The 12,377-nt window shown below is 45.0% G+C and carries 13 protein-coding genes; 8 read left to right on the plus strand and 5 right to left on the minus strand.

Annotation, left to right across the window (positions count from 1 at the left end):
- Window positions 1–3 precede the first annotated feature (3 nt).
- Together EKG38_RS11790 and astE are read right to left on the minus strand one after the other, a co-directional pair.
- Window positions 4–1,182 (minus strand): thiamine pyrophosphate-dependent dehydrogenase E1 component subunit alpha, encoded by a 1,179-nt coding sequence (locus tag EKG38_RS11790; protein WP_126520445.1) that lies wholly within the window; start codon window positions 1,180–1,182, stop codon window positions 4–6.
- A gap of 220 nt (window positions 1,183–1,402) precedes the next feature.
- Window positions 1,403–2,446, minus strand: a complete 1,044-nt coding sequence (gene astE, locus EKG38_RS11795) for a succinylglutamate desuccinylase (protein WP_126520446.1) — start codon at window positions 2,444–2,446, stop codon at window positions 1,403–1,405.
- Between the two features lie 353 nt (window positions 2,447–2,799).
- Between astE and msrA the strand changes: the two genes are divergently transcribed.
- Window positions 2,800–3,279: a peptide-methionine (S)-S-oxide reductase MsrA gene (gene msrA, locus EKG38_RS11800; protein ID WP_126520447.1), complete on the plus strand. Its 480-nt coding sequence runs from the start codon at window positions 2,800–2,802 to the stop codon at window positions 3,277–3,279.
- An 83-nt stretch (window positions 3,280–3,362) separates the two neighbouring features.
- On the opposite strand, the gene pgm is transcribed toward msrA, so the two are convergent.
- Entirely contained in the window at window positions 3,363–5,018 is a 1,656-nt protein-coding gene (gene pgm / locus EKG38_RS11805; RefSeq protein ID WP_126520448.1) for a phosphoglucomutase (alpha-D-glucose-1,6-bisphosphate-dependent), read from the minus strand.
- 78 nt (window positions 5,019–5,096) lie between these two features.
- Window positions 5,097–5,639: a replication initiation negative regulator SeqA gene (seqA, locus tag EKG38_RS11810; RefSeq protein WP_126520449.1), complete on the minus strand. Its 543-nt coding sequence runs from the start codon at window positions 5,637–5,639 to the stop codon at window positions 5,097–5,099.
- A 291-nt stretch (window positions 5,640–5,930) separates the two neighbouring features.
- Between seqA and EKG38_RS11815 the strand changes: the two genes are divergently transcribed.
- From EKG38_RS11815 to EKG38_RS11845, 7 genes are all read left to right on the plus strand, one after another.
- The gene (locus EKG38_RS11815) at window positions 5,931–6,707 is read left to right on the plus strand and encodes an alpha/beta fold hydrolase (protein WP_126520450.1); all 777 of its coding nucleotides are present in this window, start codon (window positions 5,931–5,933) and stop codon (window positions 6,705–6,707) included.
- 72 nt (window positions 6,708–6,779) lie between these two features.
- Window positions 6,780–7,001 carry a DUF2788 domain-containing protein gene (locus EKG38_RS11820; RefSeq protein WP_126520451.1) on the plus strand — a complete coding sequence of 74 codons (222 nt, stop codon included), beginning with the start codon at window positions 6,780–6,782 and terminating at the stop codon, window positions 6,999–7,001.
- Between the two features lie 11 nt (window positions 7,002–7,012).
- Window positions 7,013–7,288 (plus strand): LexA regulated protein, encoded by a 276-nt coding sequence (gene ybfE / locus EKG38_RS11825; protein WP_012142680.1) that lies wholly within the window; start codon window positions 7,013–7,015, stop codon window positions 7,286–7,288.
- Window positions 7,289–7,336: 48 nt separating this feature from the next.
- Complete coding sequence (fldA, locus tag EKG38_RS11830; protein ID WP_012142681.1) at window positions 7,337–7,867, plus strand: flavodoxin FldA; 531 nt, start codon at window positions 7,337–7,339, stop codon at window positions 7,865–7,867.
- 84 nt (window positions 7,868–7,951) lie between these two features.
- Window positions 7,952–9,130, plus strand: coding sequence for an elongation factor P maturation arginine rhamnosyltransferase EarP (earP, locus tag EKG38_RS11835; RefSeq protein WP_126520452.1), 1,179 nt, complete (start codon window positions 7,952–7,954; stop codon window positions 9,128–9,130).
- Window positions 9,131–9,175: 45 nt separating this feature from the next.
- On the plus strand, window positions 9,176–9,736 hold the full coding sequence (efp, locus tag EKG38_RS11840; RefSeq protein WP_126520453.1) for an elongation factor P: 561 nt from the start codon (window positions 9,176–9,178) through the stop codon (window positions 9,734–9,736).
- A 289-nt stretch (window positions 9,737–10,025) separates the two neighbouring features.
- Window positions 10,026–11,240: a pyridoxal phosphate-dependent aminotransferase gene (locus tag EKG38_RS11845; RefSeq protein WP_126520454.1), complete on the plus strand. Its 1,215-nt coding sequence runs from the start codon at window positions 10,026–10,028 to the stop codon at window positions 11,238–11,240.
- Between the two features lie 53 nt (window positions 11,241–11,293).
- Here EKG38_RS11845 and EKG38_RS11850 read toward each other — a convergent pair whose 3' ends face one another.
- A complete protein-coding gene (locus tag EKG38_RS11850; RefSeq protein ID WP_126520570.1) occupies window positions 11,294–12,340 on the minus strand; it encodes a UDP-glucose--hexose-1-phosphate uridylyltransferase in 1,047 nt (348 codons plus the stop codon).
- Window positions 12,341–12,377 lie beyond the last annotated feature (37 nt).

Genomic DNA, 12,377 nt, shown 5'->3' on the forward strand with positions numbered 1-12,377 from the left:
GACTTATACTCTCCCTACACTTTTTGGATATGAATCAGGATACTTGTTCAGATGCTTCTTAAGAGATTTCAACTGCTGTTGCAACCTAGGCGTTGGAGCATCATAAACGTCCTCGACTATTGTATCGAGCATCGACATAGGACGCTTTTCAGCAAGTTTTAATTCGGCAAGCACCTCTTTACGGTACTTCTCATACAGGTCTGCATCTTGTTTTTCAGTCAGCCAGCCCTTGTTAATCATCCATAACTTGAAACGTTTAACCGGATCATGTGACTGCCATTTGGCCTCTTCCTCTTTAGAACGATAACCCGATGGGTCATCTGAAGAGGAATGAGCACCGAGTCGATAGGTCATCGCCTCGATCAGCACTGGTTCTTTATTGTGGATAGCATGAGCACGCGCCTGTTGTGTCGCCGCTAATACCGCCAGCATGTCATTACCATCGACGCGTATGGTGTGTATGCCATAACCGGGACCACGGCTGGCAATGCCGTTGCCCATAAACTGCTCGCTGGTTGGTGTAGAGATGGCGTAACCATTATTGCGGCAGAAAAAGATGGTCGGTGACTTAAGCACTGCCGCCATATTTAATCCCGCATGAAAATCGCCTTCCGATGCGGCGCCTTCACCGAAGTAACAAACAGCGACATTGCGCTTATCTTGCATCTTCAAGCTGTAACCCACGCCGGATGCCTGAGGTATTTGGGTAGCCAGTGGAGAGGAGATAGTCTGATAGTTTAGCTCGGCAGAGCCATAATGGATCGGCATCTGCCGTCCCTTACCCAGATCTTTCTCATTACTGAACAGTTGATTCATAAACTGCTCAGTAGAAAAACCACGGTAACGTATCGCAGCATGCTCACGGTACTGAGCTAAGATGACATCCTCGCTATCTAGCGATGCCACACTGCCTATGATTGAGGCTTCCTCACCGGTACAGGTCATATAAAAACTGATACGACCCTGACGTTGAGCGCCTAACATACGTTCATCCAATACTCGTGTAAAAACACAAGTATCGTGAATTTTTGTTGCCAGTTCTTGATCTATCGTGGGCAGAACGGCATTTTCATACACTGTACCGTCCGCTTGCAATATCTTTAAAATAGGGACTGACACTGAGTCCTTATCGAGAAAACTGACGCGATGGACAGTTTCATTATGGCTTGTTGCGTTGCTCATACTATTCTCTTATCAGCTGAGTGCATTTGTTATTTGGTGCGATCTCTACATAGAGAACGCCAATTATTTGTAATACGCGGGAGAAACATTACGTTAACGTAAACTACCTATCAACTATTCTCACCCGCTTAATAAAACTAACCTCGGCCTTGCGCGTATCTTTAGCTTTACAATAACCGAACTGACCCTGTTCATTGTATGTCAGTCCTGGCGATAGAGATTAGTTACCTAAATCGATATTCTCTGTCGTTGCAGGCTTTAAGCAAAGCACGGTTCTCTGCCCCACGGGCACCTTGGCATTAGGAAAGACAATCGCCTCAACTTTATGTTCGACCTTGATATTGTTGCCGCCCTCTTTCGCCAGGATGTAACCTTCAGGAAAGGATGTAAAATTTTCGACATCATTGGTGAAGGTGAATTCGAAATCATCACACTCTTTGTTAATAGCACGGCAGACTTGGTAAAGATGAACTTTGTTGACATCAAAATCGGACAACTCGAGTGGGTCATTGCCTATCAGTCTGTTTAACATCTCCTTCAGCGCAATGAAGCGAGTCATGTCATTTTGCCCCATGGGCAAGACTTTACCCAGCTCGATGGTAAATGCATCGGCCTGATAATTCAGAGACGAAAAATAGCTGAAGGTGGTCGTAGGTTCGTGATGAAAAAGCACGGTATCGATACCGCATGCCTCAAGAAACATGATCTGCTCACCACTAAACTTTCTTCCCGGACGATAAGGGTAGATAGCAAATTTTTCATGCTTTGAGCCGCGAATGGCTGTGTGAAGATCATAATGAATACGATGACGATCTTCTGTCTGACCGGCAAAAAACTTGTCGACAAAAAATTCGAGTTTCTTGGCTCGGATCCTTTCCGGGTTAACCAGACCTTCACCAGATGAATGTGCCCCATTAAATAGTCGATTTAAGTTTTCATCGATAAAACGGGTTCCATTGATAATAGCCGCAGGGTTACCAAACAAAAAAAGCACCCTTTGTTTAGCGATAAGTTTCTCTTCGAGCAGCGCTTTAACCAGCTCGTTGCACAATTCGATTGGTGCAGTCTCATTCCCGTGTACAGCACAGGACAGGACTATATCTTTGCCTTGATTAACTTTAGGTTCAAATACGATAACACCGGTATCCCATACTTCTACTTGAGTATGGTCACCTACCGAAAATGAACAGGTTTCATCGATATGTTGAGGATGAGCAAGGGTGAGGTTTAAAAAGTCCTTCGACTCTTTTAGCGCTTGAAACACGAGATACTCCTTAATTGTTCCTGCACAAAGATATGTTCTGGAAAACAGACATATATACCCAAACGACTTCGAAATGCAGAATTCAACATGTCGAGAAGTGACTTGGATATAAGCGCAGGATCCTTTTCTAGTTTTTATGAAAGCTCGAACAAGGATACTAGCATTTTACGTCCACATCAGCCATTTATCGGCGGCGTAAATCGCCTTAAGCCACAAGGTTAGCTCAACTATTTCAATTTCTGTTTGCATTTATCTCCGAAGTGAAACACAATACAGACATCTAGCCGTCCAGACGTTCATTGTGTTGTCCACATTCGATTCGGGTCGTGCAACTAATTTAAGTGAGGTAGGGTATGGCTATAGCGACATTTGGTGCAGGTTGTTTTTGGGGTGTAGAGTACTTTTTCAATCAGATCCAGGGAGTGACAAAAACCAGCTGTGGATATATGGGGGGTATTGATTCCACTATCAGCTATGCGGAAGTCAAATCCGGAGAAACGGGGCATGCAGAAGTCGTTCAGGTAGAGTTCGATGAAAACCAGGTCTCTTACGAACAGGTGTTAGCCGTATTTTGGCAGAACCATAATCCAACCAGCTTAAATCGCCAGAGTGGAGACATAGGCTCACAATATCGTAGTGCCATATTTTTTCACTCTAAAGCGCAAAAAGCCGTGGCTGAACAGTCTAAATTGGACTTAGCCCGTAGTGGAAAATGGGGAGAGAGGCAGATAGTGACGGAAATTGTTCCGGTATTACAATTTAACCGAGCCGAAGAATACCATCAGAACTACCTGGAAAAAAACAACTTACCCAGTTGTCACATCTCCTATTAAAGCCAGTTAGAGGTACTAGGTTCCAGGCAATAGGAAGAATACCCACAAGCTGGAACCCAGAACCAGGAAACTGATTACTACTGTTAATTCTTCAACATTCGATCGATGATCGACTGAGCCTCACAGATCACCGACTCTAGGTGAGCCTGACTGATAAAGCTTTCACCATAGATCTTAAACAGAGCTTCGGTACCTGAGGGACGGGCTGCGAACCAAGCATTCTCGGTAACCACCTTGATGCCGCCGATGTTGGCATTGTTGCCAGGTGCTCGGGTCATGACATCTTGGATAGACTCACCGGCTAACCTGTTCGTGCCTAATAAGTTCACATCGACCTCTGTCGCGATTAATTCGGCAAATTTGGTTTTCTTTTCGGCGCTGACAGGGCTATCGACACGGGTATAGAAGCTTTCCCCATGTTTAGCGACTAATTCCGTGTAGCGTTCGGCCGGAGTCTTACCTGTGACGGCCAGAATTTCGGCGGCCAGTAAGGCTAAGATGAACCCGTCCTTATCAGTACACCAGGTTGAACCATCACGTCTTAAAAATGCCGCCCCCGCACTCTCCTCACCACCGAAAGCGAAACTGGCGTTAGCTAACCCTTCGACGAACCATTTAAATCCGACGGGAACTTCACTCATCATTCGCTGATGCTGTGCACACACTTTATCGATCATAGAGCTTGAAACTAAGGTCTTACCTATCGCCAACTTTTCTGACCATAGTGGCCTATGTGTGATCAAATAGTCGATTGCAACGGCCAGAAAATGGTTTGGGTTCATCAAACCGGTCCCCGGACAAACGATGCCGTGACGGTCATAATCGGGATCATTACCCACACAGAGATCGAATTGTTCCTGATGTTTCAAGAGTCCGGCCATGGCATAGGGCGAAGAGCAATCCATTCTGATCTTGCCATCTTTATCCAAAGGCATAAAACCGAAACGTGGATCGACACTTTCATTAACCAGTTTGATGTTGAGACCATAACGAGCCGCTATCTTGTCCCAGTAATAGATCCCGGAACCTCCGAGTGGATCGACACCGATACGCACATCGGCCTCGGCTATCGCCTTCATATCGATGACACTGTCGAGATCATCGACATAGGGAGCGATGAGATCGACCGAATCGACCAAGCTTGAACCGATAGCCTGCTTGTAGCTAATGGTGTTGACCCCTTTAAGGTCATCCTTTAGATAAAGATTAGCCTGCTGCTCTATCCATTGGGTTATCTCACCCTCTGCCGGGCCACCATGTGGAGGGTTGTACTTAATGCCACCATCTTGAGGCGGATTGTGGGATGGCGTAATAATTAAACCATCGACTGATTGTCCACCTTGCTTATTGGCGACCACAATAGCATGTGACACTACTGGCGTTGGTGTGAAACCATCATCTTGATGCACAATCACCTGGATATTATTAGCAACCAAAACCTCGATGGCGCTGATATAGGCAGCTTGAGAGAGAGCATGGGTATCGATACCCAGATACAAGGCACCGGATATTCCTGCAGAATTTCGGTAATCTACGACGGCTTGAGTAATGGCTAGAATATGCTGTTCATTGAAGTTACCGTTAAACGCGCAACCACGATGACCTGAAGTACCAAAACTGACCCGATGTTCAGCCATTTTCATATCCGGAGTTATGCAGTAGTAACTACTCATTAGCTTAGGGATATTGACCAAATCCTGTTGAATCGCTACCTGTCCTGCTCGCTTATGAATCGTCAAAGATATCTCCTGATATTAAATGGATCGGTTCAAGAATTGCGCACCCACAAAGGTGCACAAGTTGTGATGTTTAATTCACTAAATGTTATTTGTTATGGCTTCTATTTGCGCTTCGACGGTACCGTATTGATGAAGTACCTCGGTCAAAATAGTGCGCTTCTTAGCGGTATTATTATTGGTCGTGACCCAAAACCCACTTTGGCCAATCTCTTTAGGGTTTGCAGATTTACTGGCCTTTAGCAATGAAGCTTTTGATGTCGCAAAATATAACCTGTCTCTGCCTTGAATTTGTAAGACCTGAGAAAATTGTTCCGGCGCAGCACGGTAAACGGCTTCGAGGATAAACAGAAAACGTCCAACAGCTCCCTTTTGTGCAGCCAGTTCCTCTTTATCGATGCTTTCGGTGAGGTCTTTGGCAATCTCTCTGTTTTCAACGGGCGCTACTACGTTGTCGGTTTGTTCCATACCCGGGTGACTGATTGTCTGCGGGGTATCATGGTTCACCGCTTCGACGTTCAGGCCCAGCAAACGACGTAGGATATCTGAAGCACTCTCACCGATACGCTCAGTTTTTCCGGCTATATGGCGATATAACTCTTCATCAACCTCGATATATTTCATGACCTTAATCTTCCTTAAGTGAGATTTTATCTAGCTTTGTTCAATAACAAATAATGACGGGTTTGATCTTTGTTTTTATTCGTTAGATCGATTCCCAAGTGTATGCCATCTATGGCCTTATAATAAAGAGGCATTAGTTCTAAATTGTGATTGTTCTGCTGCTCTTTGCACAAACTCCGTCTATTCGGTCAAAAAGCCACCACTCATTTGACTCCAGAAACAATGAATCTTGTCAAAATGCCCTTTTTAGAGGCACAATCCACATCCTGTTTTTAGCGTTACGAGTCAAGCATGCACTTTATATCTACAGGCCAAGGATCGACGGTCATATTGATCCATGGTCTTTTCGGTAATTCAGATAATTTGAAAACACTGGGAAGAACCCTGGAAGCAAACCATAGGGTCATACGAGTCGATGTGCCGAATCATGGATTGAGTTCACATTGGGAATCGATGGACTACCCCACTTTGGCTCAAGCCGTCATCGAGTTAATGGATAGATTATCGATTCCACAGGCGCATCTGGTCGGGCATTCTATGGGGGGCAAGATAGCCATGGCCGCCGCGCTCAACTATCCGGATCGAATTCAATCTCTGATTGCGGCCGATATCGCGCCGGTTAGCTACCAATCCAGGCACGATGCCGTATTTGCAGCACTTGACTCGATTGAGCTAAGTCTGGTTCAAAATAGAGCCCAGGCTCTGAGCCAACTATTAAACGCAGGCATTGATGAAGGTACGGCCCAATTTCTACTGAAAAACCTGTCAAGAAGTGACACTGGCTTTCAATGGAAAATGAACCTCACAGGATTAAAGACGTGTTACGCCAATCTTATAGGCTGGTATAATGATGTCGCCGTTCCATTGCAATACACCGGTGCCAGTTTGTTTATTAGAGGTGGTGAGTCGGATTATGTTACCTCTGAGCACAGACAAACTATCTTAGCCCAATTCCCTCATGTAAAAGCAAAAACGATTGAAGGAACAGGTCATTGGTTACATGCACAAAAACCTAACATTTTTAACCGAATCGTCGGTGACTTTATCGAAAAGAATGATAGGAATTAATCGCTCAACTCCGTTTCATACACTCATTATCTATGGTATATTCGCGCCTCTTTTGGCCTGAGGAAGCGTTAAATGTTATCTCAGTATATGGAACAAATTGAAGCTTTAGGTTTAAACCTATTTTTTGCATCAATTTTTTTCTTTATCGGCATGGCCATCCATGATGTGCTAAAACAGGGCGATGTCCCTAAATTTGGCCGCTATATCGTTTGGTTAGTTTTATTTCTCGGCTGCGCCGGGTTTATAGCAAAAGGATTAATACAGATGTCCTGGGAAGGCTCGGGCATAGGTTAAACACTGATTAAATGGCAAAAGAAACATCAGACAGAACCACAATCGATCTGTTCGCAACAGAAACACGCCGTGGCCGTCCACGTAGTAACCCACTACCAAGAGACCAGCAGCTAAAAGTCAATAAGCGAAACCAGATCCAGCGTGATAGGGCTAACGGGTTAAAGCGAATTGAGTTAAAGGTGTCACAAGATTTGTATGACGCCTTGAATGATAAGGCTTTGGCCAGTAAAATCAGCCGCAGTCAACTAATAGAATTAATATTACAAGAGCAAGTGACTCCTCAATAACTCTTGTAAACGAATCCAAAACACAGTGAATTAGATAAAGGAAAGACAATGGCAACTGTAGGTCTTTTTTTCGGTAGCGATACAGGCAACACTGAAGCCGTCGCCAAGATGATCCAGAAGAAACTGGGTAAGAAGATGGTCGATGTTAAAGACATCGCCAAGAGTACCAAAGAGCAAATTCAAGAGTACGATCTATTACTTTTCGGGATCCCGACTTGGTATTACGGTGAAGCTCAATGCGATTGGGATGATTTTTTCCCCGATCTGGAGCAGATCAACTTCGAAGATAAGCTAGTTGCTATCTTTGGTTGTGGTGACCAAGAAGATTACGCAGAATACTTCCTCGATGCCATGGGCATGGTAAACGAAATTGTCGAAGGTCGTGGTGGTATCGTCATCGGCCATTGGCCAATCGAAGGCTATGACTTCGAGGCTTCTAAAGGCTTAACTGCCGATGAGAAGCATTTCGTCGGATTGGGTATCGATGAAGACAGACAGCCTGAGCTGACCGAAGAGCGCGTCGATGCATGGGTTAAACAGATCCACGAAGAGATGTGTTTAGCAGAGCTGGAAGATTAATTTTCCATCACATGTTATCATCAGATTCGAATTAAAGCGGCTTCCAGCCGCTTTTTTTATGCTTAACTAATTAAACAACTACTTATGAGTACTGAAATAGCTAATCAACACTGGGATATCTTCTGCGAAGTCGTGGATAATTACGGCGACATAGGCGTAACATGGCGTTTAGCAAAGCAGCTCGTCAAAGAATACCAGATTGATATCAATCTCTGGGTCGATGATTTAAACAGTTTCTCGCATATTTTACCGGGACTAAAACCAGATCAGGCTACACAAACGTTTGACCGTGTCACCATACATCAATGGAATGTTCCGTTAGACATTAATTTCGTGCCGGGGGCCGTTCTGATTGAAGCCTTCGCCTGTGAGCTGCCTGAGCAAGTTAAATCTCAGTTAATAGCACAGCAGCAAAGTCCCGATGACACTCCCCCGCTTTGGCTAAATCTGGAATACCTAAGTGCCGAAGATTGGGTAGAAGGGTGTCATGGTCTACCCTCGATGCAAGCAAGCGGTATAAAGAAGTATTTTTACTTTCCAGGCTTTACTCCAAAAACAGGGGGACTCATTTGCGAAAACGAGTTGCTTGAGCAGCGCACTGCGTGGCAGTCGGACCCCGCTAATAAGCTGGCACTGTTTTCACAGTTAGGTCTGAGCGGCATTGATGTGCAAGATAAGGTGATCAGTGTTTTCAGCTATGAAACGCTGGCATTACCGGCACTGTGTCAACAGTGGCAAGAGTCGACTCAAAAGATACATGCTTTGCTCCCCAAAGGTCGTAGCTTAAATAGCCTGACTCATTTGCTCCCTTGCTCCGTTGAAGCGTTGACCCCGGGGCAACAGATTGTTATCAACAATTTGACCCTTCACATTCTTCCGATGACAGATCAACCGAGCTTCGATCGCCTACTCTGGAGTTGTGACTTTAATATTGTGCGAGGCGAAGATTCATTTTTGAGGGCTCAATGGGCGGCTAAACCCTTTATCTGGCACATTTATCCTCAAGAAGATGACTATCACCTGGTAAAATTAGAAGCTTTTATTAGTCTTTACTGCGATAATCTTGCACCTGAAATTGCCAAGTATTGGACCGAATTGAATCTTGCATTCAACCAAGAACAGCAATCTGCCGTGAATCTTCACTGGCAAAACCTTGATTCTGTTAATTTGCCTTTGTTGCAACACGCACAAAAATGGCCAATTTTCGCATTAAATGATGCAGATCTTGCTACTCGACTGGTTCAATTCGTCAAAAATAGCTAAGATGCTGCACTGAAATAGAAAAGTCCAAAAATAGGAAATAGTATAATGAAAACTGCTCATGAAATCCGTCCTGGTAACGTGATCATGTTAAATGGCAGCCCATGGGTTGTTCAGAAAACTGAAACGACTCGTTCTGGCCGTAACGCCGCCATCGTTAAGATGAAGTTAAAGAACGTACTGCTTGATTCAACGACTGAAACTACCTTCAAAGGTGATGATAAGATGGAAGATATCATCTTAGAACGTCTTGACTGTACTTATTCATACTTTGCCGATCCTATGTACGTCTTTATGGACGCTGAATACAATCAGTACGACGTAGAATCTGGAAACTTAGGTGATGCTGCGGCTTACATCACTGATGGTATGGAAGAGATTTGCCAGGTGACCTTCTACGAAGGTAAAGCTATCTCAGTCGAGCTTCCGACGACTATCGTACGCGAAGTGACTTACACAGAACCTTCTGCACGTGGCGATACTTCAGGTAAAGTCATGAAGCCAGCAACTGTCGCTGGTGGCGCAACACTCAGCGTTGCAGACTTCATAAAAACTGGCGAAATGATTGAAATTGATCCTCGCACAGGTGAGTTCAAGAAGCGTGCCTAAGTCATAAAGCTTAATACTTTGAAAACCAGTGCCTGCCACTGGTTTTTTTGTATCTGAACTTAACCTCAGCAGTCGCAAACACTGAGTACACGCAAGCAAGCAGAGTAATACACTAAACCGATAAGTTATTAACTTGTAATTCAGTGCAATTATCCACAGCTAATGTCAGATTTATCTTCTATAAACCCACTTAAACCCTTCTCAACATCGCCATAATTCGTTATTGTCCCAATACTTAAGTTGTGGCTGATTATAGCCCTACATCGACATAGCATTTTAGAGGTTGTGGATGCGTCCAATTATAAAATCAAATAAGCTAGATACCGTCTGTTATGACATTCGAGGGCCTGTGCATAAAGAGGCGCGCCGCCTCGAAGACGAAGGTCATAGAATTTTAAAGCTTAATATCGGTAATCCGGCCCCCTTTGGTTTTGAAGCACCGGAGGAAATTGTCCGTGATGTCATCTTAAATCTTCCCAGCGCGCAGGGGTATTGTGAGTCTAAAGGACTTTTCTCTGCCCGTAAGGCCATAGTGCAGCACTATCAGTCGCAGGGGATCTTTGGTGTCGATATTGAAGATGTCTATATTGGTAATGGCGTCTCTGAACTTATTGTGATGGCGATGCAGGGACTGTTAAATAGCGATGACGAAGTGCTCATCCCCTCACCCGATTACCCCTTATGGACCGCAGCAGTTCACCTGTCAGGCGGCAAGGCCCAACATTACCGCTGCGATGAGGAATCTGATTGGTTTCCCGATCTGGACGATATCAAGAGTAAGATCACGACTCGCACCCGGGCATTAGTACTCATCAACCCTAATAACCCAACGGGCGCGGTCTATTCTAGAGATCTACTGCTCGAAGCCGTCGAGATCTGTAGACAGAATGACCTTATCCTGTTCGCCGATGAGATCTATGACAAGATACTTTACGATGAGGCTCAGCATATTCCTGCTGCCAGTCTCTCAGATGACATCTTAACCGTTACATTCAATGGCCTGTCCAAATCCTACCGGGCCGCTGGTTTTCGTGTCGGCTGGATGATGCTATCGGGTAATTTAAAAGATGCTAAGAGTTATATCGAAGGCTTAGATATGCTGGCTTCGATGCGACTGTGCTCGAACGTGCCGAATCAACACGCCATTCAGACCGCATTGGGAGGTTATCAGAGTATCAATGAGCTGCTTATCGATGACGGCCGTTTGAAAGTACAGCGCGATACCTGTGTTGAATTACTCAACCAGATCCCTGGAATAAGCGTCAAATGTCCCAAAGGGGCCATGTACGCTTTCCCCAAGCTCGATGCTAAGAAATTCAACATTCGTGATGACGAACGTTTGGTTCTCGATCTTCTGAAACAGAAAAAAATCCTCCTGGTTCAAGGTACTGCGTTTAACTGGCCAGAGCCCGACCACCTCAGAGTCGTTTTTTTGCCTCATAAAGAGGAGCTCGAAAAAGCATTAATCGAGTTTGGTGAATTTATGGATTGCTATAGGCAATAACGCCTTAACCTAGACATTATGTTTCGCCGATTTAAAGCGATCATTCGATCGCTTTAAATCGCTCGCTGCTTGTAGTGAACCGAGGGCAATTCACGTAACCGCTGCGCGGCCTGCTCCGGGGTAATATCCCGCTGAACCTCTGCCATCAACTCATAACCCACCATGAATTTTCTGATAGAAGCCGAGCGAAGTAAGGGCGGGAAAAAATGGGCATGCAGGGTCCACTCTGGATGTGAACAGCCATCGAACGGCGCTCCATGCCACCCCATTGAATAGGGAAATGAGCTTTGAAACAGGTTGTCGTACCTGATGGTAATTTGTTGAATTATATCGGCGAGTGATTGGCGTCTTGTTTCGGTTAGTTCTGTGAGCCTCTGAATAGGAAATCGGGGTAATAGCAAAGTTTCAAAAGGCCAGGCTGCCCAGTAAGGCACTACGACCACCCAATCTTTGTTACTGGCGACGACTCTCTCTTCGTTTAACAGCTCCCGACTCATATAATCATTTAGCAGAGCACGATTAAATTTCTTATAATATTCGCTGAAGTTCGCCTGCTTCTTAACAGCCAAAGTAGGTAATCTTGACTGTGCCCAGACCTGACCATGTGGATGGGGATTAGAGCAGCCCATGACCGCCCCTTTATTCTCAAAGATCTGTACCCACGGATATACTCGTCCCAGTTCCGCACTCTGCTCTTGCCAAGCATTAATGACCTGAACAATCTCATTTAACTCCAATTCAGGTAAGCTTTTACTGTGATCGGGTGAGAAACAGATCACCCTGCTTTCTCCCTGCTCCGTTTGCATGGTGAACAGAGGATCATCTGATGACATTGACGGGCCGTTAGGTTTCAATGCAGCAAAATCATTTTGAAAAACGAATGTTCCCTGATAGTGAGGGTTAACCTCTCCATTTATCCGCTCGTTTCCTGCACACAAAAAACAATGTTCGTCATAACTCAGTTTAGCCGTTTCATCGAGAGCTTCTACCTGCCCCTGCCATGGTCGTTTTGCGCGGTGAGGTGAAAGTAAGATCCACTCTGAAGTTAACGGATTATATCGGCGGTGGGGATGCTCAGTTGGATAGAATTGCTCTGAAATTGTCACAGCAGCTAGCCTTATTGCTATAGGTGTCTTT

The organism is Shewanella canadensis (assembly GCF_003966225.1).
GTDB lineage: Bacteria > Pseudomonadota > Gammaproteobacteria > Enterobacterales > Shewanellaceae > Shewanella > Shewanella canadensis.

Excerpts from the sequence above, each read along its gene's own strand:
- ybfE (WP_012142680.1), top strand. The coding sequence starts at position 7,013 with ATGGCAAAAGAAACATCAGACAGAACCACAATCGATCTGTTCGCAACA.
- efp (WP_126520453.1), top strand. The coding sequence starts at position 9,176 with ATGAAAACTGCTCATGAAATCCGTCCTGGTAACGTGATCATGTTAAAT.
- EKG38_RS11845 (WP_126520454.1), top strand. The coding sequence starts at position 10,026 with ATGCGTCCAATTATAAAATCAAATAAGCTAGATACCGTCTGTTATGAC.
- EKG38_RS11820 (WP_126520451.1), top strand. The coding sequence starts at position 6,780 with ATGTTATCTCAGTATATGGAACAAATTGAAGCTTTAGGTTTAAACCTA.
- msrA (WP_126520447.1), top strand. The coding sequence starts at position 2,800 with ATGGCTATAGCGACATTTGGTGCAGGTTGTTTTTGGGGTGTAGAGTAC.
- EKG38_RS11815 (WP_126520450.1), top strand. The coding sequence starts at position 5,931 with ATGCACTTTATATCTACAGGCCAAGGATCGACGGTCATATTGATCCAT.
- EKG38_RS11790 (WP_126520445.1), bottom strand. The coding sequence starts at position 1,182 with ATGAGCAACGCAACAAGCCATAATGAAACTGTCCATCGCGTCAGTTTT.
- fldA (WP_012142681.1), top strand. The coding sequence starts at position 7,337 with ATGGCAACTGTAGGTCTTTTTTTCGGTAGCGATACAGGCAACACTGAA.
- earP (WP_126520452.1), top strand. The coding sequence starts at position 7,952 with ATGAGTACTGAAATAGCTAATCAACACTGGGATATCTTCTGCGAAGTC.
- seqA (WP_126520449.1), bottom strand. The coding sequence starts at position 5,639 with ATGAAATATATCGAGGTTGATGAAGAGTTATATCGCCATATAGCCGGA.